Consider the following 22926-nt stretch of genomic DNA (forward strand, 5'->3'; position numbering starts at 1 on the left):
CGGCGCGGAAAGACGAGCCAGACGAGTCAAGGGGCGACTCCCGGTCGCCCCGCCTCCGGCTGGAGGTCGATCTGGTAGAGGATGAAACCCCTGTTCACGGCGACCTTGTCGTAGAGCCGCCGGGCCTCGGTGTCGGTCTCCTTCGTCGACCAGTAGACCCGGCTGCAGTCGCGGGCGCTCGCCCACTCGGTCACCGCCCCGATCAGCGCCCGCCCCGCTCCCTCGCTCCTGGCCTGCGGCGCGACGAACAGGTCCTGGAGATGGCACACGTCCAGTGCCGTGGTGCTCGAGTGGATGAGGAAGTGCGCGACGCCGACCAGCTCGCCGTCGAGCTTCGCGCCGAGGGCGTGCATACGAACACCCTCCCGGAACTCGTCCCAGGCCCGGTCGTACAGCTGGGGCGGGAGAGTGCGCTCGTAGAAGTCGTTGTAGCCGCGGAAGAGGGTTTCCCAGCGGGGACGGTCCGCGGGGGTGAGCTTGCCGATCCTGAGCATGCGATGTCCTTCAGGCGAGGGTCGGGAGTTCAAACTCCGTATCCCCCGTGAGGACCGTCCCGAACGTTGAACGGGTGTCGCTTCCCGACAACCTGTGGAAACCGTCCCCACCGTTGACCAGGTACGCCTTCCCGGCAGCACGCGGGAACCCTCCCCAACGTTGACCGGCTGTCGCTTCCCGACAGCGCGTGGGAACCGTCCCCACCATTGACCAGGTCGCTTCCCGACAACCGGTCACCACTTCTCACTCCCTGCCCGACAATCTGCCACCGCGCCTTCCTCCTCGCTCGGCCCCGTCCTTACCGGGACCCCCACCGCCTTCCTCCCCCGCCTGGCGGCGTGGTATCAATTAAATGACCGTATACAGATATGTGGTCAAACTTTTAGGAAATGACGGGGCCATGAAACCGGAGACCAGAAGGGTGGGGCGACCTCCGCAGGACGCCTCCCAGCGGCTCGCGCGGGCGCACCGCATCCTGGACGCCACCGCCTGCCTCGTCCTGCGCTGGGGGTACGACAAGACCACCGTCGAGGACATCGCCAAGCGGGCCGGGGTCGCCAAGGGCACGATCTACCTGCACTGGAAGACGCGCGAGGAGTTGTTCGTCGCACTGCTGCGCCGTGAGCGGGTCGAGATGATCACCGAGGTGCGACGGCATGTCGCAGACGGCCCGGCCACGCTTCGCGACCTGCTCAGGCTGCTCGCCCTGGAACTCCTCGGCAGGCCCCTGATGCGCGCGAGCATCCTGGGCGACTCGGAGGTGCTGGGCAGGCTCACCCGCCAGAAGTGGGACGGCACGGCCGAGGCGGAACTGGGCGGCGGTTTTCAGACCTACCTCGGCACGCTGCTGAAACACGGCGCGCTACGGAGCGACCTGTCGCCCGCCGAACACGTGACCACGTTCGTCTCCGTCCTGTACGGGTTCCTGACCGTCTCGCCGATGATGCCCGCCGGGTACCGGCCGTCCGACGAGCGGCTGGCGGAGCTGGTCGCCGATGCCGGCGGCAACGCGATGGAGGCCACCGGCCCCGCCACCGTCACCGATCCCGCCTCCGCCACCGCCGTCACCCAGGCGGTGACGCGAGCCACCCTGGAGTACGTCGACGCCGCCCTGGAGGCCGCGCGGCGGAAACTTCGCGTCTCCCTCGGCTTCGAGGAGACCGACCAGTTCGAGGAGCACGAGGAAAACAAGGAGAACGCGCGGTGAAGACCCTCCCCCTTGACAGCGAAACGGCCGATCTCGCGCTGGCGGGCGGCAAGGGAGCCTCGCTGGCCCGGATGGCCCGCGCGGGACTCCCGGTTCCCGACGGTTTCCACGTCACCACGGACGCCTACCGCGACTTCGTCTCCCGCGACGGGCTGAACGACCAGATCATGGAGGCCGTCTCGGGCATGCCCCCCGAACAGGCGTCGCGGCGGATCGCGGCGCTGTTCGCCGAGCGGGAGATCCCGGCGGAGACCGCCGCCGAGATCCGCGCGGCCCACGCGAGGCTCGGCGCGGACGTGCCGGTCGCCGTACGCTCGTCGGCCACCGCGGAGGACCTGCCCGACATGTCGTTCGCCGGGCAGCAGGACACCTACCTCAACATCCGGGGCGACGGCCTGCTGGACGCGGTCCGACGCTGCTGGGCCTCGCTGTGGACGGCGCGCGCCATCGCCTACCGGGCCTCGAACGGCGTACCCCAGGACGACGTGGCGCTGGCGGTGGTGGTCCAGGAACTGGTGGCCGCCGACGCGGCGGGCATCCTGTTCACCGCGAACCCGGTCACCGGCGCACGGGACCAGGTCGTGATCAACGCCTCGTGGGGGCTGGGCGAGGCCGTCGTCGGGGGGCAGGTGACCCCCGACACCGTCGTCGTCTCCAAGGAGGGCGGCGAGATCGTCGAGGAGCGCGTCGGCGACAAGACCGTGATGACGGTCCGCACCCCCGGCGGCACCCGCGAGGAGGCCGTCCCCGAGAACCTGCGCCACCGGCCCGTGCTCGCCCCCGCCGAGGTCACCCGGCTCGTGCGGCTCGCGACGCGGATCGAGGAGCTGTACGGGACGCCCATGGACGTGGAGTGGGTGAGGCGCGAGGGGACGTTCCTCGTCGTGCAGGCCCGCCCGATCACCCGGCTCAGGCAGCCCGTCGAGGAGTGGAACGACAGCCTGACCGGCGACTACCTGTGGACCGGCGCCAACCTCGGCGAGGCCATCCCCGACGTGATGACGCCGTGCACCTGGTCACTCGTCCAGATCTTCATCGGGGAGGCGATGTCGACGTCGAAGGTGCCCGGCTTCGACGTGGTCGGCAACATCGGCGGACGCTTCTACATGAACCTGAGCGTCGCGTTCTCGGTGGCGCACGCCCTGGGCATGCGGAGAAGGCTCGGCGCGATCGAGCAGGTCTTCGGCAGGCTCCCGCGCGACCTGGACATACCGTTGCTGCCCGCCTCGCGCCTGCGGATTATCAGAAGCGTGCTGCCGCTCGCCTTCACCGTGCGCAGGCGGGTCGCGGTCAACACCAGGAGGATGCCCGGTTTCCTCGCCACGGCACGACGGCGCTGCGAGGCGCTGCGTGAGCGGATCGCCGCCACCGCGACGACCGGCGAGCTGGCCGGGCTGTGGGAGAGGGAACTGCTTCCGTACTTCGTCGAGGCCTGCCAGATCCTGGAGGCCTCCGGGCGGCAGGGCGGCGCCGCCCTGGTCATGACCCGCGACAGGCTGCGCGCGCTGGTGGGTGAGATCGACGCCGAGGCCATGCTCACCGGCGCCAACGCCGACGGGGAGCTCGCCAGTCTCGGGACGATCGTCGGCCTGGAGAGGCTGGCCGCGCGGGAGATCGACAGGGAGACCTTCGCCCGCCTCTACGGGCACCGTGGCGCGCACGAGTTCGAGGTCTCCATCCCCCGGCCCGGCGAGGACCCGCGGTGGATCGACGCGCAGCTCGCGGCCATCTCCGAGAGCGACGGGCACGCCGGTACGCTGCTCGACCACCAGCGGGAGGCGCGTGAGGCGGCCTGGAGGCGTTTCGGGGAACGCCATCCTCGCGAGGTCGCGAAAACGCGCCTGCGGGTGGCGCGGTGGAACGCGATCGTCCGTGACCGGGAATCGGCCCGCTCGGAGGTGGTCCGCGCCTTCTGGGCGTTGCGTGCCTTCGTCCTGCGTGCCGGTGAGCTCACCGGCCACGGCGACGACCTGTTCTTCCTGTCGATCCAGGAGATCCTCGCCGTCCTGCGCGGCGACGACACCCCGACCGCGAAGGTGGCGGTCCGGCGGGCGACGTACGAACGGTACGCGGCCCTGCCCGCCTACCCCACGCTGATCATCGGCCGTTTCGATCCGGAACGCTGGGCCGCCGATCCCGACCGGCGCGGCGACATCTTCGACGCCAGGGGCGGTGGCACCCCGGTGAGCGACACCGTGACCGGCTTCCCCGGGGCGCCGGGCGTCGTCGAGGGCGTGGCCCGCGTCATCGCCGGTCCCGAGGACGGTGGCAGGCTCGCGCCCGGCGAGATTCTCGTGACGACGCTGACCAACATCGGCTGGACCCCGATGTTCCCCCGCGCCGCCGCCGTGGTGACCGACATGGGTGCTCCGCTGTCACACGCCTCGATCGTCGCCCGCGAGCTCGGCATCCCGGCCGTGGTCGGCACCGGCAATGCGACCATGCGCCTGCGCGACGGCGATCGGATCAGGGTCGACGGCGAGCGCGGCACGGTCGAACTCCTGGAGCGGTGATCCCCGGAACCCCGAACACGCCCGCCTCCTCGGCACCGCCCGGCCTGGCAACCCCGGCGCCCTGAGCTGACGACCTCGGCGCCGCCCGGCCTGACGACCTCGGCATCACGGCTTGACCACCCCGCGCCCTGGCCTGACGACCTCGGCACCGCCCGGCTCTACCATCCCAGCGCCGCCAAGCCTCATCACTTCGGGGTCGCCTCCGGTGTGGAATCCGGCCGCCAGGGCCCGCCGTGGTCGAGCAGTCGTTCCAGCCTCTCCGCATACAACCGCCAGTCCAGCCCCCTGTCCGCGGCCCAGGTGTCGTCGTGGCACGTTCGCAGATGGCGCGGATCGGCGTCGCCGAGCACGGTCACCACGTCACCTCCGACACCCTGGGCGCGCATGCGTGTGACCATCTCCAGCGCGCCCCACAGGTTCGTTCCGGTGGCAGGACCGACCGGGAATCCGATGTCCCTGCGGACGCGGCGGGCCGCGGCCACACTCGCGGCGTCCGGTACGGGGACGACCAGGTCGACGAGGTCGGGGACGAACCCCGGCTCCAGGCGTGGCCGGCCGATCCCCTCGATCCGGGAGGGCATGCCCGTGCCGTAGTCGGCGGCGCCGCTCGCCCAGCCGGGGAAGTAGGCGGAGTTCTCGGGATCGACCACGGCCAGCCGTCCCGGCAGGTCATGGGTGCGCAGGTGGCGGCCGACGGCCGCGGAGGTGGCGCCGGTGCCCGCGCCGACCACGACCCAGCGCGGGCACTCCTCCAACTGCCCGAACAGCTCTTCGGCCAGGCTCCCTCCGCGCCAGTCGACGTCCGTCGCCGAGGTGTAGTGGTCCAGGTAGTGGCCGCCCACCCGCTCGGCCAGCTTCGCGGCCTCCGCGTAGATCGCGAGGGGCGGATCGACGTGCAGGCATCTCCCGCCCAGCCGTTCGACCCCCTCCCCGGACGACCTCTTCGGCATGACGGCGACATACGGCAGGCCGAGCAGCCGGGCGAAGTACGCCTGCGCGACGGCCATCGCGCCACCGGTGGCCTCCACCACGGTGGTGCCCTCCGTGATCAGGCCCGCGGTGATCGCCCGAGCGAAGAGCGCCCGCGCCAGCCGGTGCTTGAGATTGCCCGTCGGCTGCGCGGACTCGTCCTTCAGCCACAGCCGCACCTCCCATCCGGCGGGCAGCGGGAACCGGCGCAGCGGTGTGGGAGGGGTCCGTTCCCTCTCGCCGTCCAGCTTCGCGATCGCCTCCACCGCCCACGTGCCACCACTCATGACGGCAATCTAGTGCGATTCACCGGTCTGACAGTGACCGAAAAATCCGCGGGGAACGGCCGGATACGCGGCGCTCGGGCGGGGCGAGGGTGAAGGACCCGGTGAACCAGGCGGCGAGCAGCGCGCGGTCGATCAGCGTCAGGTCGGTGCCCGCCGCGTACTCCCTGGCAGGAGCCGTGAACGTCGCGGAGGTGACGAGCACACCGCGATGACCGGGGTAGGCGTGAAGCGCGCCGAGGAGGTCACGGATCTGGGGTGAACCGACCGAGGTGCCCCAGCGCTTGCACTGGATGACGAAGCGGTCGCCGCCGGGCGCGGTCGCGACGACGTCGACACCGCCGTCACCGCTGCCGCCGACCCTGCGCACCCCGCGAAAGCCCTCTCGCCGCAACAGAGCCTCGACGAGGGCCTCGAACCGGTCACCGGTCATCCGGTCGACGATCTCGAGGCGCGCGTTGACCTCCAGCCATTCCCGCTCCCGGGCCTCGATCACCCGATGACGCAGCAGGAGTGCCCCGGCCAGAGCCACGATCAGCGCGATCGTGCCACCGATCACCAGCGGCCAGTTGGCGATGACGACGTCGACGAGCCACATCCCGACCACGACGAGGGCGATGGCCGCGACCATCCACAGGAACGGGCCGCCGTCGTCCTTGCCCCGGCGTGATCTTCGCCCGCCGGAAGCCCGCCGTCGCGCCGTCCTGGCGGGTGTCCGTCGCCGTGCCATCGTGCACCTCCGGGGGACGAGGTTGGAACGTTGCCGCTGACCCTGCCGACTCTGACAACGGGCACCGACAATTTTCAGGGTGACGTGCCTGAGGCGACGTGCCTCAGGGGGAACGCGCTTCGGCGTAACCGGCGGACGTGGAATCACGGTGGAATCACGTCGCCCGCGTCGGATGCGCCCCACCCGTGACGATGCCGCGCGCCCCTCCGTTCAGGGTCGAGGTCCGGAAGGGCGCGAAGTGTGCCGGGAACCTCACACGTTCCGGGGAGGAGCGGGCGAGTCCTCGGGGAGCGTCTCGCTCGCGCCCCCGACGCCGGCGAGGCGCTCCGCGATGTCGGTGACGAGTGCCGCCTCCCCGTCCTCCGGATGGCGGTGATCCCCGGGAAAGGTACGCAGCTCGAACCCGGAGGCCGCGACGCGGCTCCAGGCGCGCATCTCCCCGTGACTCACGCGCGGGTCTCCCGTCCCCAGGTAGCCGGTGATCGGAACGGTGACCGGCGGGGTGGACGCGGGCCGGTAGGCGTGCAGGAGGTCGTGGTCGGCCCGCAACGCGATCATCGCCAGGTCCATCAGCTCAGGAAAGCGCAGGAGCGTCGGGTCCGCGGCGGCGGCCCGCCGGGCGAGCTGACGGTCACCGACGGGGATCCTTCGCGCGTCGTCCGCGCACAGGTGCGGCGCCGCGTGCGCCGACACCAGCAGCGCCACCAGGGAGATCCGGTACTGTCCGGCGAGCCTGACCGCGACCTCGTACGCGACCACGGCGCCCATACCGTGCCCGAACAGGGCGAGCGGCCGATCCGCGAGAGGGAGCAGCGCCCGGCACACCTGGTCGGCGAGAGGTTCCATGCGGTCGATCGGTCGCTCGCCGACGCGATTCTGCCTGCCGGGGTAACACACGGCGGAGAGCTCGATGTCGGTGGGCAACAGGTCCTGCCACCCCTGGTAGGCGGTCGGGGCACCTCCGGCGTGGGGAAAACAGACGAGGCGCAGGCGAGGCTCGGCGAGCGGGCACTGCCTGCGCAACCACAGGCGGGAGCTCGCCGGGAGGGTCTTTTCGAGCATGTCCCACTCGGGGACGCCTGATTCGGGGACACCCGAACGTGGGATACCGAGATCGGGTCCGAGGACATCGGAATCCGACGTCCCGGAACCCGGGACGTCGAGGTCGGGTCCGGGGGCAACGGAACCCGAGGCTCCGGAGCCCGGAATACCGAGGTCGGGAGCGCTGGGATCAGGAACTCCCGGACGGGGACGACCTGGCCTTCGAGGGCCGAGCTCCGGGCCCGCTGGACCGGGGCCGGGAAGTCCCGGAGCGGGACCGGGGATTCCGGGACCCGGGCCTCCGGGATCGGGGATTCCAGGACCGGGACCTCCGGGAGCAGGACTTCCGGGACCCGGGATTCCAGGACCGGGGACGGCCGGGTCGGGAAGGCCGGGGCCGGGAGCGCCCGGCCTCGGGAAACCGCGTCTCGCCCTGCCGTCAACCGGTTCGAACCCGTGCATGCTTCCCCTTAGCGGTTATGGACGGCCGCTCGGCGGCTACGGAACTGTTCGGTCAGCACCGCCACGTGCTCGCGTCGGTAGCCCTGCTCCATCGCCCTCAGCACGCGTTCGCGCATCACCGCGAGGTAGGACTGGTCGATCCCCGCCCGCTCCGCGATGCCCGCCAGGTTGTTGAGGACGTCCAGGTGCGAGGTGAGCGGGGCCTGCTCGAAGGTGTAGTCGCGGCGCGCGATGAGGCCGAGTCCGACGCAGATCGTGTTCCGGAAAGCGGGGTCGTAGAGCGGCACGGACTCCGCGAATTCGTGGAGGGGGACGCCGATGCTCTCCGCGATGGCCGAGCATTCGAGGAAACCGCTGAGGAACGCGTAGTGGAAGGCGCTGGAGACGACGTGGTATGCCTTGGCGTAGACGGGGTCGGCGCCCAGGCGCACCTGCTTGCCGGACAGCGCCTCGGTCACGCCCGCCAGTTTCTTGAAGTCCTCGGCCGCCCCGCTGTAGACGGTGAAGCAGTCTTCGGTGCCGATGGCGTCCGGGTAGTTGAGGATCGCGGCCTCCAGATATCTGCCTCCGGCGGCCTCCACCCGCTCGCGCAGGGGGGCGACGTCGTCGGGAACACCTCCGGCGCTCTGGACGACGAGCTTCCCGGAGAGGTCGGCCCCGGCCTCGTCGAGGACCGCGTGGGTGATCTCGTAGTTGAGAAGACACAGCAGCACGATCGGGGAGGTCTCGATCGCCTCGGCCACCGTCGCGTGGAGGTGGACGTCCCTTCCCGCGAGTCTCGCCGAGTGTTCCGGCGTACGGTTCCAGACCGAGACCTCCAGGCCGGAGTCGACGCAGGCCCGTACGATCGCGGAGCCGGTCACGCCGGTCCCGACGACCGTCACATCCGTCATGGCACCACTCCATCCTGGTGAAGGTCATGCCGACCCCGTCGACCTCGATGACGTCCGCCCGCTCGGCGAAGGTGTCGAATCGCCGTGCGGTGCCGGATGTAAGGCGAATTACGCCATTAGTCATAAATCGCCGGTCGCGCTAATACGTCGGCCGAGCGAAACATTATCAGCGGACGCGGGAACAGTCGATGACCTCGAATATTTGGTTCTCACCCGGCAAGGTCAACATTTCCACGGATATCAGCCTTGACGTCCCACTCTTTCGCCATAACACCATCCTCCAGCAAAGGACATCAAAAACTACCCCCTCTCGACTCCCCGTTTTCAGCGCCCACGGGCATTCCGGCCACGCAAATCATCTGTTTCAAAACAGGGAATCAGCAAATATCGATATTCATCCCAGATGAGTATTTATGCTCATCTGGGAGGTCGGTGACCCATGACCGGCAGGTGTCATGCGCCCTGTCCGGCCAGATCACCCGGTCCCGCCGCCGCCTCGAACAGGGAAAGCCCCTGGCCGGTACGGTCACCCTGGGCAGGGCCTCACCGGAGCAGCGTCGCGCGGTCGAACTCCTCCTGGGGCGCAGCGCGGGTACCGGCGCCTCGCTGTCGGTCTCTCTCGAAGAGGTCGACCGCGTCCTGCGCTCCAGCGACGATCCCTCGTCCGCGGACAAGCGACAAGCAACTTTCCGTGGCTGCTCTTTGGTCGACGCCCACCTGCGAATCAGCCGTTCTGACCTGCGATAACCGCCGTTATCAGGGGCCAGAGTCCTGAGGGGCCGACGCATGGCGCAGGATTCACCCGCCGACGTCGCCGGCCCGGTGGCAGCCGAGTACCGCGGCGATCGGCAGGGAGACGGCCAGGCCACTGAGCAAAAACGCGGCCAGTGCCCCCAGCACGGCCGGTGAATCGTCGAAGGCGAGACCGACGGCGGCCAGGGCCGGACCGACGTTGCGTACCGCTGTGACGCCTCCCATGGTGCTGCGGCGCTGCGGTGTGCCGGTGGCCAGCAGCGAGCCCGTGGCGAAGGCCGTGACGGCCAGGACGAATCCCGCCAGCAGGGTGCGTGAACCGGTCAGCGCGGCGATGTCTCGCCAGTTGCCCAGCAGCATGCCCGCCAGCACGATCAGGAACGACACGTTCGACACCGCCACCGCGGCCGGATGCCACGAGCGCGCCATGGCCGGCGCGTAGTGGCGCGTGATCAGCCCGACGGCGAACGGGATGAGCTGCAGGACGGCCACGGTCCGCACCAGGGCGGCGACGTCCAGGGAGACGCCCCCGCCGACGTTCGCCGCGGTGAGGACGACGTTGACCGTCGGACCGAAGGTGAGGCTGCCGACGGCGGCCAGCAGCACCTGCATCGCCGCGCCCGCGACCACGTCTCCCTTTTGAACCATGCCCAGCTTCGCCCCGAACGGCCCGCCCGGGGAGGAGGCGATCAGTACCGTCGCGACGAAGGCCGCCGTGGGCAGGCTGAACAGGGTGGCGACACCCCAGCCCAGCAACGGGACGGCGATCAGGTTGGCCGTCAGTGCGAGTACCAGCAGCAGGGGGGCGGTCAGGATCGCGCGTAGCGCCGGCAGAGTGGTTCCCAGGCCTGCGGCGAACATGGTGGCCGCGATGAAGATCACCGTGATCGCGGTGAGCAGCAGATGCAACGTGCCCATGACGCTCCCGCCTCGATGGCTTTCGCGGATGACCTGCCCGAAGCGGTGCCGTCCGTCTGTTCTGCCGGTTCTTTGATCAGTCTTCGAGGTCGCCGAGCCAGCGCAGGGCGCTCAGCGAGGGCAGAAAGCAGTACTCGCCGCCGCGCGTGACGACGAACCGCGGCAGACCCTGCAAACGTCGCCGCAGCGGCCTGCGGGGGATGGTGAAGTCGCCGGAGCCGATGACGGGGTCACGCGCGTCGCCCCCGCCGAAGAAGACGCCGTCGTTCATCCATTCGGACTGGACGAACTCGAACTGCCGTCCCAGGTGCGCGCCGATGAAGGCGAACATCAGGCCGCGGTCGGTCCCGTCGTCCTCCAGGACGCCGTCGGGCAGCGGCGGGCCGTAGACGGTGCCGCGCCGGATCATCCGGTGCAGCCGCGGCACGCCCGCCACCGCCGCGTCGCGGGGGTTGCCCCGGCGGATGTGACTGCCGCCGGGGGTGATGAAGCCCGCCGAGTCGTCCTGCCGATAGAGGAAGCTGTTGCGGTAGGGGTCGGTGTCGAGGGTGGGATCGTCGCGCTCCGGGCTGAGCGCCAGGGGCGCTCCGCTGCGCCAGCGCCCCATGATCTTCGCCGCCAGCAGTTCCTCGTCCGCCGGATCGGCGGCGTTGTCCCGCAGGTAGCGGCGGAAGACGCCGACGCGCTGGTGGAGTTTACGGAAGGCCGCGTAGCTGCCGTTGCGTCCCAGCACCTCGGGCCGGAGGGTCTGGACGCCGCCCAGCTCGTCGGGGTAGCCGAGTATGAACTCTCCCGCCTTGAGCGGGACCTCCAGCGTGTTGGAGCCCGGAATGCCGCTGCCCTCGACGGCCGGGTGGCTGATGCCGTCGCGGTAACCGAACGGTTCGGTCTCGGTGGGCAGCGCGTGGCAGTCCTGGCACCAGATCGCGGTGATGCCGGGCAGCGCGTGGTAGGCGGGGCGGGCCCGGTCGATCGCCTCCCGCAGGCGGGCGCTGTCGGGGGCGAGGGCCACCAGCACCACGTGGACGTCGGGCGTGCCCAGTGGCTTCTCCCAGTTCTCCGGAGCGCTTTCGCCGATGTCGCCCAGCGCTTCGGCGCGGGCGGCCATGCCCTGGCGGAACTCCCAGGCGAAGGTCTCCAGCGACTGCCGCGGCACGCCCAGTGCCGCCAGGCCGTGATAGGTGAGCGCGACGCTGACCCAGGTCTCGCCCAGGGGGCTGACGGTGTCGGCGGCCGAGGTGACCACCGCGGCAAGGCGCCGTATCAGCTCCCGCCCGTGCGCGCGCTCGTCGATGCGGAACAGGACGTAGGTCGCGGCGTACGGGCTCGGCCGGGGGCTGAGCACCCCACGCTGGATGTCGTGCAGGTCGAGTTCGGGTGCGATGTGGGTCTGTGCGGTCACGGCCGCCACCTGCTTTCCCGGGCGTTACCTCGCCGCGACGATGTTCTTCCAGAAGGTGCGCAGGCTCTCATCGCCGCCGAACAGCGAGCTGAAGATCGTGGAGTCGGCCAGCAGCACGTCGCCGGCCCGCTGTCCGCCGGGAGGCATCCACAGGAACATGTTGAACTCGGTGTTGCCGGCTTCGGTGAACGGGTGCGGCGGCCTGGAGGGGTCGATCGGCTGCCTGCCCAGCACGTGGACGACGTCCGGCGCATCGGTCGTCACGGCGTAGTGCGGCAGGTGCATGTGGAAGTTGAAGGTGCTCACCCCCTCCAGCCACCCCTTGGTGTCAAGGTCCCGGTTGATCGACAGCGGTGCGATCTTCTTGTTTTCCTGTACGGCGGGCCGCAGCCCGTAGCGGTTTTCCACTGGCACGCCCAATCCGGCCATCAGGCCGCGGACGTAGCAGGCGAAACGCTGCTGCCGGGGCACCAGCGCATCACCGTGATGGTGGTATTCGGCGTCGCGCACGGCCAGATCGTCGGAGGCTCCGACGTCGTGGTGCGGCCCCAGCACCAGGCAGGTTCCCTCCCGGGACAGGAACTCCCGCAGCGCCTCGACCTCCCCGGGCTCGGCGTCCTGCCCGGTGACCATGTGGTCCAGGCCGAAGACGAACAAGGTGTCGGTGTCGGCCAGTACCCGCTCGTCCAGCACGGTGCGGAAACCGGCCTGGTCGATGCGCTGGTACACCGGCACGGGGTGGCCGGTGCTCTCCTCGACGAACTGCTGGAAGGGGGTCCAACCCCAGAAGAACAGCTCCAGCGCTCCGGCGACGCCCTGCTGGAAACACCGCGGATCAGACCAGCGGGGGTCCTCATACGTCGGCCAGTTCACCCGCCGCACCTCGGTCATCGTGGAGAACCGGTTGTCGAGCTCGGCCGTGTTCCTGCCCGCCTCGGCCGGATAGCTCCACGACACGTAGATGCTCACCCGCCGCCCTCCGGGGGTGTAGGGGCGCGATGCGTGGTTCTGGTTGTAGACGCGGGCGGTTCTGGGCTGGCTCATCTGGCCTCCGATCGGCAGCGGGACACACCGGGCACCGGCCCGGCCTCCCGGTCCTCACTGCATCTGGTCGAGCATCTCCGACAGGGCGCCCTTGATCCGCAACGCCTTCTTGATCTCGTCGGCGGTGACGTAGGGGTACTCCCCGTACTCGATGAAGCTGGGACAGTGGTGCTCGCGGACGAACCTGACGAACGCCTCCGGGTTGGTCTTCCAGTCCTCGGGGAAGCCCACGAGGTTCTCGAAGGTCGTGCTGACCCCCGACCGGCTGAACAGCGCGACGGCGTCCTCGGTGTACTTGTCGAAATCGGTGTCGAAGATCCCCTGATACATGAAGCGCCTGTCGTCGTCGAACAGCACCCAGCGCAGATAGTGCAGCTTCAGCGGTGCCAGCAGATGCGGATCGGCCTCCAGCGCCTTGGCCAGCGTGTGACCGTGGTTCCTGATCGCCTCAGCCCGCCCCGGCTTGACGTCGGCAATGATCGTGAACCCGTAACACGCCGGGGTGCGCGGGAAGACGGGACCGTACTTACCCTGTTCGAGGTGGTCGGTCTCCTTGGGGATGACCATCGCCTTGGGCGTGATGTCCATGCCTGCTCCTCCGTCACCAGCCAGGGGGAGCAGGCCGAAAGCCGCCTGACCTGCAGAATTATCTCATACCGTCGGGTCTTCGGCCCGGCAGGCGCGGCCGGATCGGCTCACAGCGGCCATCCGTCGCGGGCAGCAGAGGCTCGATCCGTTGCCGGGCCTTGTCGGTCGGCTCACCTCGTCGCATCACGAACGATCGTCCAACCGCATCCACCGTGATCATTTATCAGACATCACCCAGGGGCCTCTCACGCGCCTGTGCTGGAAAACCCCGTCCCCGGCACAGGCCGTACGGAGATCAGACGGCCTGCGAGGTGGCGGCCTCGGGGCGCAGGTCGGCGAGGCTCAGCTGGTGCGCGGGCTCCTCCGGCAGGACGATCCGGCGGGTGGGGACGAGATCCGGTCCGACGTGGAGCAGTTCGCCGGGTTCCATCGGGCTCCATCCGGGATGGTCGTCCATGTGCTCGCTCGCGACCACGTAGGCGGGGGCGCCGACGAGGTCGCGGGAGCGGACGCGGATACGGCCGTCGGTGCCGCTCTGGTCGAGGTGCCGGCCACCGTGGCACCCGCCCGCGGCACGTTGGAGCACGTACAACCGGTGGGTGTCGGGATAACGCAGCGCCCACAGATCCCGCGGGGTGGTGAGAACCAGGTTGAGGCTGTAGATGGGCAGGTGCTGGGCGACCCAGCGGGCCGCGGCCTCGATACCGGCGGCGACGTCGCCGCCGTGCGCCCTGGTCTCGCGAGTGATCAGCGCGAAGAAGCGTTCGGAGTCGGTCTCCCCCTTGACGAGCTTTCGATCCTCGCCCAGCTCCGCGTCGAGGTCGTCCAGGCCCTCGACCACCCCGTTGTGCGCGAAGAGCCGCCCGTCCTGCAGGAAGGGATGCGTGTTGCGTCTCTCCAGGCCGCCGGTGGAGGCGAAACGTACGTGGGCCACGAAGGTGGTGGATTCCACCTTCTTCGCCTCCTCGGCGAAACACCGGTCCCGGTAGGCGGCGATGGGCGCCTTGTGCACCTCCGGGGTGCCGTCGGCGTCGAAGTACCCCAGACCGGTCCCGTCGGGGTCGCGGTGGCTCTGCTTACTGAGGCTGTCCGGCGCGTCCAAAAGCCAGAAGGTGGCACGCGTACGCCGAGGCGCGCTGCTCAGACCGAACAAACGGCACATCTCACCGTCTCCTTCTCACTCGTCCTTCGCCCACGCCGCCCTCCCCCGGCCGACGCGAGCGCCTGCGCACACCCTCAGCCGTGGTGTCGGTGTCTCTTCCCGGCGCCGTGCGCGAAGCCTCCGGCGTCATCGGCGGTGCGGTGCCCGCCTTGCGCCTCCAGGCGGGGCAGGACCCTGCGCAGGTCCTCCATCAACAGATCGGCCAGGTCGTGGCTGAAGCCGTTGCGGACGACGACGCGCAGTACCGCCAGGTCCGTACGGTTCTCGGGAAAGGTGTAGGCGGGCACCAGCCAGCCGCGCTCGCGCAGCGCGGCGGAGACGTCGAAGACCGTGAAGCCGTCGACTCCCTCACGTACCCGGAAGGCGAACACCGGAGCCTCGCCGCCGTCGGTGAGCAGCTCGAAGTGGTCCAGCCCGGCGATCTCCCTTGCCAGGCGGGTCGCCACGTCCCGGCAGGTCCGCTGCACCCGGCGGTAGCCGTCGAAGCCCAGCCGCAGGAAGTTGTAGTACTGCGCGACCACCTGGGCGCCCGGCCGGGAGAAGTTCAGCGCGAAGGTCGGCATGTCCCCGCCGAGGTAGTTGACGCGGAAGACCAGATCGTCGGGGAGCGCCCGGGAGTCGCGCCACAGCACCCAGCCCACCCCCGGCATCACCAGCCCGTACTTGTGTCCGGAGGTGTTGATCGACGCCACCCGTGGCACCCGGAAGTCCCAGTGCAGGTCCGGATCGAGGAAGGGCGCGATCATCGCGCCGGAGGCGCCGTCCACGTGGATCGGCACGTCGAGTCCGGTGCGGGCCTGCAGGTCGTCCAGGGCCGCGGCGATGTCGGCGACGGGCTCGTAGCTGCCGTCGTAGGTCGACCCCAGGATGGCCACGACCCCGATGGTGTTCTCGTCGCACCGCTCGACGGCGGTCTGCGGGCTCAGGTGGTATCGATCGCCCTCCATCGGCACGTAGCGGGGTTCGATGTCGAAGTAGTCGGCGAACTTGTCCCAGCAGATCTGTACGTTGACGCCCATGACGAGATTGGGCCGGTCGTCTGGGCGGCCCTCCGCACGGCGCCGCTGCCGCCAGCGTCGCTTGAGCGCCAGGCCCCCCAGCATGGCCGCCTCGCTCGACCCTGTCGTCGAGCAGCCCGTCGCGCGGTGAGGGTCCTCGGCGTGCCAGAGCCTGGCGAGGATGTCCACGCACCGCGTCTCCAGCTCCGCGGTCTGTGGATACTCGTCCTTGTCGATCATGTTCTTCTCGACGCACTCGGCCATCAGCCTCAGTGCCTGCGGCTCCGCCCAGGTGCTCACGAACGTCGCGAGGTTCAGCCGCGCGTTGCCGTCCAGCATCAGCTCGTCGTGAACCAGCTGGTAGGCCGTCTCCGGCTCCATCTCCCCTGCCGGCATGGCGTGGCGCGGGACCCGCAGGGGCTCCCGGCTGAAGATCGGATTGATCTCCAGATCCCGGCTTCCGCGCCCGGTGTGACCTGGCCGCCTCAGAGGCATCGTCCACGTCCTTCCCCAGCTGATCAAACCGCTGTGAGCTGGGGTTTTCCCCTTGAACGGGGTACCCAGGCCACCGCCGCGCGACACCCCCGCCGCAGTGGCCCCGCCGAGACCTCACCGCCTGACCGAAGAACCGTGACCGTTGATCGGGACCGTTGTCCGTGTCCGTGGGCCGGGACCATACGTCGGGAACATGCGTCGGGACCGTGGGCCGAGAACGTGGGCCGAGAACGTGAAAGCAGATCGACGGATCGGGTGATGAGGGATGACCGCTGATCGCGTCCGAAGGGTTGCACATGACGGGAAGACCATCGTGACCACGATGTCCTGGACCGATCGTCCAGCGGACGACGCCGAGGTCCTCCGGCTCTCCCTCGTCGAGTCCGAGCGGTTCAGCGCGATCTTCGACCTCCACTTCCACGAGATCCACCGCTACGTCGCGCAGCGACTCGGCGCCGACAGCGCGGAGGACGTCGTGGCGGAGACGTTTCTCACCGCGTTCCGCAAGCGGGCGCTCTACGACCCGTCGCGCGCCGGCGTGCGGGCCTGGCTGTACGGGATCGCGACCAACCTCATCGGCAAACAACGTCGCGTCGAGGTGCGCACGCTACGCGCGCTCGGGCGCCACGGCCCGGACCCCGACTCGCCGGGACACGAGGAACAGGTCGCGGCGCGGGTCAGCGCGGAGAGCCTGCGGCCGAGCCTGGCGACGGCGCTGGCCGGGCTCCACCGGCGAGACCGCGACGTCCTCCTCCTGGTGGCCCTGGCCGGGCTCAGCCACGAGGAGATCTCCGGTGCCCTCGACATCCCGTACGGGACCGTCGGGTCACGCCTGAACCGGGCGAGGAGAAAACTGCGCGCCGCGCTGGGTGGCACCAACCCCATGCTCGAACCCGAGGAGACCGATCGTGGATGAGCTGGAGAAGGTTCGCGAACTGTACGGCGAGCCGCAGCCCGACCCGTTTCTCAAGGCCAGGGTGTTCGGGCGGTTGCAGGCCGAACCCCGGCGCCGCCGGTGGTTGCCGTGGACGGTCGCGCTGACCGGCCTCTCCACCGCCATAACCGTGGCCGTGATCGTGGCCGTGCTCGTTCCGACGACGACGGCGGACCGGGCCCCTGAGATCTCCGGGCGGTCGGTCCTTCTCGCGGCGGCGACCAGGGCGGAGGCGGACCCCGCGACGACGGGAGCGTACTGGCGCGTCAAAAAGTCGCACCGCAGGACACACCCGGAGCCGCTGGGAAAGGGGCAGAACCGCTACCGGGTGGTGGAGTCGTGGCTCACCGAGCAGTGGGCCGCCGAGGACGGCAGGATCTGGGCCGGTTCGCGGACGCTGGGGGCGCGTCCGGGAAGCGCGGCCGACAGCGAGGCGTGGCGCCGCGACGGGTCTCCCAGCGAGTGGGCGGGCGTGGCCCCGTCCTGGAGTCCTTCGGGAGGAGAAACCCTGTCCTCGTCGCCGGGTGAGGGCCTGCTCAAGCCCGTCACCGGCAGGACGGCCTTCAGCGTGGCCGGTCGGGACATGACCTTCGAGCAGATCCGGGAGCTTCCGGCCGACCCCGCCGTACTGAAGGACCGGATCTCCTCGATGGTGCGAGGTGCGCCGCGCGGTTCGGACAGCGGCGTCCTGGCGGACGCGCTCAGCGGTCTGCTGTGGAGCAAGCCGTCGTCGCCCGAGGTGCGGGCGGCCGCCTATCGTGCCCTGGCGGAACTGCCGAACGTCCGCTACCTGGGCACGGCGCGGGACGAGCGGGGCAGGAAGGGTGCCGCGTTCTCCTTCACCGTGCGGACCTCCCCGACCGCTCCCGCCCTCGTCCAGCGGACGCTGATCATCGATGTCGCCAGCTCCCGGGTGCTGTCCTCGACCGATGCGGGCGGGCCCGGAGAGGAGGAGGTCGAGGTGGTCCTGGAGGCGGGCTGGACGGACGACAAGCCCGCCCCTCCCTCACTCCCGTAACCCGCCCGATCACCGTCTCCCCAGCCCACCGGACGCCCCCGGGGCGGTCACCGTCTCCGCATCCCCATAACCAACCGGACGTCCCGGGCCTCGCCCGACCGGTCACGTCTCCTTGACCCACCGGCCGTCTTCAGGCTGCGCCGGCCCTCCCACAGCTCACCGGCTCTCTTCGGGCTGCGCGGAAACGGCCCGGCCATCCCGGTGTGCGACCGTTCGCGGGCTCGTGAGGACGTCCGCACCTCACCCTTTGGAGCGATCACGTGTTTCAGCGCGCCCGCAGGGCCCTCGGCCTGATCACGAGGCGTCCCGCCCCGTCATCCCCCGTGCCCCAGGACGGCCCGGTCGTCTATCCTGCCGGGTGGTTCCCAGCGATCAAGGTTGACGAGGTCATGCGGGGCCGGGTCGCGTTCGTCGGCCTGCCCCCCGCCGGCCTGGGCTCGGACATCGACTGGCGCGCCGACCCGTACGGCAACCGTTCCTGGGCGCTGAACCTCCACGCGCTGAGATGGATGGGCCGCCTGGTCGGGGAGTACGAGCGGTCGGGCAGGCAGGAGTGTCTCACCCGCGCCACGGAGATCGCCGGCGACTGGGTAAGGAAGAACCCTCGCGGCGGGACCGGGGTCAGTCCCTGGGCCTGGGCCGAGCATCCGGTCGCACTGCGCGCACCGGCGCTGGTCTGTCTCAGCGCGCACGTACGCGCCACCTGGCTGTTCGACAGCCTGGCCGAGCACGGCGGGATCCTGTCCGACCCCGCGCTCTATCGTCAGGGCCACAACCACGGCCTGGACCAGGACATCGCGCTGCTCGCGGTCGGCTGCCGTCTCCGGCGAGAACGATGGAGGGACCTGGCCGTCCGGCGGATGACCGAGTCGGCGGAACTCTCCATCGACGCGCAGGGAGCGCTGCACGAGCAGGCCCCGAGATACGGCCTCTACGTTCACCGGCGGCTGGGGGCGGCCCTGGAGGCGATCGGGAGGAGCGGGGTCGCGGTCCCCGCGAGCCTCGCCGCGCGGCGGACATCGCTGGAGGCGTACGTCAGCCACGCCACCCAGCCCGACGGCCGTCTGGTGCCGATCGGTGACAGCCCCGCCGACACACGCCCGAAGGGTTTCCCGCACGAGAAGGACACGGTGAAGGTGTTCGACGGCGGCTACGTTTTCGGCAGGACGGCGTGGGGCGACCCGCGATCCGCCCACTACTCGATCAGGTTCGGCCCCGGACGCCGCCTGCACGGCCACGAGGACCATCTGGGCGTCACCTACCACGCCCACGGCCGGGACATCCTGGTGGAGGCGGGCTTCCACTCCTACGAGAGGACGGCCTACCGGGAGTGGACGACCTCCCCCGAGGCGCACAACGTTCCCGTCGTCGTGGGCGCCACCTTTCGCGAGGGTACGGCGACCCGCCTCGTGAACTCGTTCGTGGAACGCACCCGCCAGTCCTACACGCTCGCCGACGACGCGTACGGCGTCCGGCGCACGCGCTCGGTCCTGGTCTGCCACGGCCCCGATCTGATGGCCGTACTGGACACGGTCCCCGCCGGGTCGGCGCTGCGCAACCTGTGGCACCTCGGTCCCTCGCTCGGGGTCGTCTCCAGCCGCGACGGCAGGGTGGTGCTGGCCGACGGGAGCCTGCGCGTGACGCTGCTGCAACTCGCGATGCCCTCCCTCCGGCCGATCGGCGGCCAGGAGGTGCGCCCCTGCGCGATCTCGACCGGCTATCTCAAAAAGGCCGACACGGTGACGGTGCTCTCTCCTCCCGCCGCCTCCCTGCTGACCTTGATCGTCCCCGGCGCCGAAGATCCGGAGATCAGCCTCTCCGAGGGAAGGGTGACCGTCCGCACCCCCGGCGGCCCCGTCTCCTTCACGCCCTCACTCGACCGTCCCTGACCGGTACCGCGCCCTGTCCGAGACCGGTCTCTGGGGGAGTGATCATTATGGCGGCCGAGCCGAATCGCCCCCAACAGGTACCGACCGCACAAAAAAGATCGGCATACCAATGCCGGATGCGCGATCCAGAAGGGCCCGCACACAGAAACGCCTGATGCGAGGCTCTTTTCCATGTAAATCTGATCGCGTGCATCCAATCACAACTCTCCCCGTCGCCATTCCGTCCGGCGAAGCAGCCTCCGAACCGGCCGTACACCCCCTCATAATCCTCGCAGGCCTCCTGATCATCGGATATCTCATCTCCTGCGCATTTCACCCATACATGAGATGCAAAACCTGCAACAGGTCAAAAGAATCGCATTCCACAACCTTCAAGGGCGCATTTGGTAAATGCCGTGATTGCCATGGAAAGGGACATCACATACGGCGAGGCGCGCGGTTCCTCGGACGGAAGGAGTGACCGGGTCGCCCGCGACGTCCCATAAGACGAGATGTCCGCGCTTGGAGGGAAACCCAAAACACGTCGGGTCCAGGCGAAATCGCCTGGACCCGACGTCCGTCATCGGCTAGCGGGTGGTCATGCCCTGGTCCATCTCTGGGTGGCCTGGCCGTTGCACGTGGCGACGGTCACGGCGGAGGTGTTACCGGTGCCGGTGACGTTGAGGCAGAGGTTGTTGGCGCCGCTGGTCACGGTGCCGTTGGAGTTGAAGGTCCACTGCTGGTTGCTGTTGGTGTGGCAGTCCCACAGTTGCACGCGGGTGCCGGAGCCGGCGTTCGTGGGTGAGTCCAGGCACTTGCCGAGGGTCTGGAGTCTGCCGGAGTCGTGGCTGAAGAGCTGGTTGGGGTTGGTGTGGCAGTCGTAGATCTGCAACTGGGTGCCGTTGGCGCTGGCGCTGTTGGGCGAGTCGACACAGCGTCCGGCGCCCTCGTTGCGCAGGCGGAAGCTGGTCGTGGGGGTCGGGGTGGGAGTCGGCGTCACCGTCGGGGTGACGGTCGGGGTGGGCGTCGGGTTGGGCGTGGAGGTGCTCTGGAACTGGGAGACGAACTTCCACACCTCCCCCTTGGTCCAGGTTTGGGCGCCGTTCTCGGTGTAGGTCCCGTCCACCGGGGCGGGCGTGTGACCGTTGTCGTACGCGGCCCAGACGACGGGGTATCCGGCCCGGCACCCCGAGTAGGCGGTGACGACGTGCCCTCGGCTGCCCGAGCCCGGCTCAGGCGGGTTCTGGGCGGTACAGCCGTTGTTGCGGACGAACCTGTCCCGCAGCGCCCGCCCCTGCGAGATGTTGAGGACGCTGTCGGTGATGCCGTGCAGTCCCATGTACGCGATGGGCTGGGAGCCGTCGCTGCATCCGCTGAGCTGCGCGCCGGCGAACACCGCGACCGCGCGGAAGACATTCGCGCGGCTGCAGGCGAGGGAGAAGCTCATGCCGCCGCCGTAGCTGAACCCCATGGCGAAGCGCAGCGAGGGGTCGACACAGAGATCCGCCTCCACCCGCCGCATGATGTCGTCGAAGAGGGTGACGTCCTCGCCGTTGGAGTTGGCCCAGCCGTTGTTGAGGCCCTGCGGCGCGATGAAGATCGCGGTGTTGTTCGACAGCTGCCGCTGCCCGTAGTAGGACCAGGAGGCCCCGCTGCTTCCACCGGAGTCGACGTCGTTCATGGTGCCGTTCAGCCAGTGGATGCCGAAGATCAGGCGATAGGGGGTGTTGTTGTTGTAGTTCGCGGGAATTCGCAGAATGAAGCTGCGATTCTTTCCGCTGGACTGAATGGTGTGCGTTCCACTGCTCAGCGTCGGGTTCTTTCCACATCCCGCGGTTCCCGCGAATGCGGCGGCGGACGCAGAGCTCCCTGCACTGCTGCCGCTGCTCATCGCCGCGTGCCCCGTCATCAGGACGACAGCCGCCGCGAGCGCCACGGCCCCGAGGATGGACCTATGCTTCAACATTTGCGCTTCCCTCTGGCTGTAGGGACCGGGCCGACGATAAAGACATGTTCTGCGTTCCTCTCCATCAGCGGCATCCAATTCCTGGAGTTGTGAAACCGGAATCGAATTGTGAGCGCTAACGTTCACCAGAACTCATCGGTATGCCGCTTGCACGCCGTAGGGGGTGTAGTGCAAGGGAGCAAATACGACCCGATTGCGGATGTCAAGTAACTTGCTTCGCAGCCCTCGGACGCCGAGCCTGCCAGGCACGCACTTACGCGCGCTGGCCAGGGAAAGGTTCGCGCCCACCCCCCGCCTCACAGGATGAAACTTTCGCAGTGAGGAGGTCGACCGCGCGCCGGATGGAGGGCACCGACCCTCAAATATGATCATGGAATGCCGCTGTCACGTGCATTATGTTCTGCTCAGAAGTTTCGGCAGAGTTCCGATAGTTTCGGCATTCATTCGGCGCGATCAACCACCGAAAGCCGACGACCGTTGACAGCCGAACGATCAGAGAGCACCTCGGACCTCGTAAGTGCGGGTCACGGATGCTCTTGTCATGACCATGAGGGGTAGGGCGGGCGGGACTCGATCATCACCTGATGACGGTACGAACCAGAGGTGAACATGGACACTCACGGATAGGCGAGGTTACGCATGATCAAGCATGGGCCACCTCGCTTACCGTGAGCGCACGACCGCCCGGATTCTCGATCCTCGGGCCCAACCGCGGCCTTCGGGGGCCGGTGATCGTCCGGTGGCGTTTGGCCTATCAGGCGCGGTCGTGGAGAGTGACCTGGTAGCCGTCGGGGTCGGCGAAGGTGAATGTCCGGCCGAAGGGGCCGTCGATCGGCGCGGAAACGATGGTGTGACCGTCGGCGACGAGAGCATCGTGAATGGCCTGGACGTCTGTGGCGTGGAGCCAGATCGCGGCACCGATGCCGGGCTGAGCGACGGATGCGAGATCGGTGCCGGGAACGACGTCGCGGAGTGCGAACGCGATCGGCTTCGTCTCGAAGACGACGGCGTGCGGAGGTCCGGCCTGCGAGCGGACGAGGCCGAGGTACTGCTCGTAGAACGCCCGCGAAGCGTCGAGGTCGCGCGCTTGGAGCGAGATGAAGTCGGGGCCGGTGGCGGGCATGACGATGCTCCTTCTCTTCGTGTCAGGTTCCTGACACAGGTCAATCTATGTCAGAATACTGAC

General features: G+C 69.2%; 19 protein-coding genes. 6 read left to right on the forward strand and 13 right to left on the reverse strand.

Annotated elements, in window-relative coordinates; all coding sequences use genetic code 11:
- Positions 1–26 precede the first annotated feature (26 nt).
- Complete coding sequence (locus ACFY3D_RS03350) at positions 27–494, reverse strand: GNAT family N-acetyltransferase (protein WP_389974259.1); 468 nt, start codon at positions 492–494, stop codon at positions 27–29.
- Positions 495–895: 401 nt separating this feature from the next.
- On the opposite strand from ACFY3D_RS03350, the gene ACFY3D_RS03355 reads away from it, so the two are divergent.
- Positions 896–1702 (forward strand): TetR/AcrR family transcriptional regulator, encoded by an 807-nt coding sequence (locus ACFY3D_RS03355; RefSeq protein WP_389974263.1) that lies wholly within the window; start codon positions 896–898, stop codon positions 1700–1702.
- Positions 1699–4215 (forward strand): PEP/pyruvate-binding domain-containing protein, encoded by a 2517-nt coding sequence (locus ACFY3D_RS03360; protein WP_389974267.1) that lies wholly within the window; start codon positions 1699–1701, stop codon positions 4213–4215. Before ACFY3D_RS03355 ends, ACFY3D_RS03360 begins: the two co-directional genes overlap by 4 nt.
- 185 nt (positions 4216–4400) lie before the next feature.
- Here ACFY3D_RS03360 and ACFY3D_RS03365 read toward each other — a convergent pair whose 3' ends face one another.
- The 4 genes from ACFY3D_RS03365 to ACFY3D_RS03380 all read right to left on the reverse strand — a co-directional run bounded on the left by ACFY3D_RS03365 (position 4401) and on the right by ACFY3D_RS03380 (position 8594).
- On the reverse strand, positions 4401–5471 hold the full coding sequence (locus tag ACFY3D_RS03365) for a PLP-dependent cysteine synthase family protein (RefSeq protein WP_389974270.1): 1071 nt from the start codon (positions 5469–5471) through the stop codon (positions 4401–4403).
- Positions 5472–5490: 19 nt separating this feature from the next.
- Positions 5491–6198 (reverse strand): restriction endonuclease, encoded by a 708-nt coding sequence (locus tag ACFY3D_RS03370; protein ID WP_389974273.1) that lies wholly within the window; start codon positions 6196–6198, stop codon positions 5491–5493.
- Between the two features lie 252 nt (positions 6199–6450).
- The gene (locus tag ACFY3D_RS03375; RefSeq protein ID WP_389974276.1) at positions 6451–7260 is read right to left on the reverse strand and encodes a thioesterase II family protein; all 810 of its coding nucleotides are present in this window, start codon (positions 7258–7260) and stop codon (positions 6451–6453) included.
- 449 nt (positions 7261–7709) lie between these two features.
- A complete protein-coding gene (locus tag ACFY3D_RS03380; RefSeq protein WP_350944371.1) occupies positions 7710–8594 on the reverse strand; it encodes an NAD(P)-binding domain-containing protein in 885 nt (294 codons plus the stop codon).
- 432 nt (positions 8595–9026) lie between these two features.
- Here ACFY3D_RS03380 and ACFY3D_RS03385 point away from each other — a divergent pair, with 432 nt between their 5' ends.
- The gene (locus ACFY3D_RS03385) at positions 9027–9341 is read left to right on the forward strand and encodes a TIGR02679 domain-containing protein (protein WP_389974279.1); all 315 of its coding nucleotides are present in this window, start codon (positions 9027–9029) and stop codon (positions 9339–9341) included.
- A gap of 51 nt (positions 9342–9392) precedes the next feature.
- On the opposite strand, the gene ACFY3D_RS03390 is transcribed toward ACFY3D_RS03385, so the two are convergent.
- The 6 genes from ACFY3D_RS03390 to ACFY3D_RS03415 form a co-directional block, all read right to left on the reverse strand.
- Positions 9393–10265 (reverse strand): bile acid:sodium symporter family protein, encoded by an 873-nt coding sequence (locus tag ACFY3D_RS03390; protein ID WP_389974282.1) that lies wholly within the window; start codon positions 10263–10265, stop codon positions 9393–9395.
- 76 nt (positions 10266–10341) lie between these two features.
- A complete protein-coding gene (locus ACFY3D_RS03395; protein ID WP_389974285.1) occupies positions 10342–11667 on the reverse strand; it encodes a Dyp-type peroxidase in 1326 nt (441 codons plus the stop codon).
- Between the two features lie 24 nt (positions 11668–11691).
- Positions 11692–12711, reverse strand: a complete 1020-nt coding sequence (locus ACFY3D_RS03400; RefSeq protein ID WP_389974288.1) for a hypothetical protein — start codon at positions 12709–12711, stop codon at positions 11692–11694.
- Between the two features lie 54 nt (positions 12712–12765).
- Positions 12766–13299 (reverse strand): hypothetical protein, encoded by a 534-nt coding sequence (locus ACFY3D_RS03405; protein WP_389769626.1) that lies wholly within the window; start codon positions 13297–13299, stop codon positions 12766–12768.
- Between the two features lie 295 nt (positions 13300–13594).
- Positions 13595–14461 carry a class II glutamine amidotransferase gene (locus ACFY3D_RS03410; RefSeq protein ID WP_389974291.1) on the reverse strand — a complete coding sequence of 289 codons (867 nt, stop codon included), beginning with the start codon at positions 14459–14461 and terminating at the stop codon, positions 13595–13597.
- A gap of 74 nt (positions 14462–14535) precedes the next feature.
- On the reverse strand, positions 14536–15954 hold the full coding sequence (locus tag ACFY3D_RS03415; protein ID WP_389974294.1) for a glutamate decarboxylase: 1419 nt from the start codon (positions 15952–15954) through the stop codon (positions 14536–14538).
- A 322-nt stretch (positions 15955–16276) separates the two neighbouring features.
- Between ACFY3D_RS03415 and ACFY3D_RS03420 the strand changes: the two genes are divergently transcribed.
- From ACFY3D_RS03420 to ACFY3D_RS03430, 3 genes are all read left to right on the forward strand, one after another.
- The gene (locus tag ACFY3D_RS03420) at positions 16277–16870 is read left to right on the forward strand and encodes an RNA polymerase sigma factor (RefSeq protein ID WP_389974297.1); all 594 of its coding nucleotides are present in this window, start codon (positions 16277–16279) and stop codon (positions 16868–16870) included.
- Positions 16863–17906, forward strand: a complete 1044-nt coding sequence (locus ACFY3D_RS03425) for a CU044_5270 family protein (RefSeq protein ID WP_389974300.1) — start codon at positions 16863–16865, stop codon at positions 17904–17906. Before ACFY3D_RS03420 ends, ACFY3D_RS03425 begins: the two co-directional genes overlap by 8 nt.
- A gap of 389 nt (positions 17907–18295) precedes the next feature.
- Positions 18296–19795: a heparinase II/III family protein gene (locus ACFY3D_RS03430; protein WP_389974303.1), complete on the forward strand. Its 1500-nt coding sequence runs from the start codon at positions 18296–18298 to the stop codon at positions 19793–19795.
- A gap of 577 nt (positions 19796–20372) precedes the next feature.
- On the opposite strand, the gene ACFY3D_RS03435 is transcribed toward ACFY3D_RS03430, so the two are convergent.
- On the reverse strand, positions 20373–21740 hold the full coding sequence (locus tag ACFY3D_RS03435; RefSeq protein ID WP_389974305.1) for a ricin-type beta-trefoil lectin domain protein: 1368 nt from the start codon (positions 21738–21740) through the stop codon (positions 20373–20375).
- A gap of 754 nt (positions 21741–22494) precedes the next feature.
- On the reverse strand, positions 22495–22863 hold the full coding sequence (locus ACFY3D_RS03440; protein ID WP_071511784.1) for a VOC family protein: 369 nt from the start codon (positions 22861–22863) through the stop codon (positions 22495–22497).
- Positions 22864–22926: the final 63 nt, after the last annotated feature.

The organism is Streptosporangium sp. NPDC000509 (assembly GCF_042898365.1).
In the GTDB taxonomy this organism is placed as follows: domain Bacteria; phylum Actinomycetota; class Actinomycetes; order Streptosporangiales; family Streptosporangiaceae; genus Streptosporangium.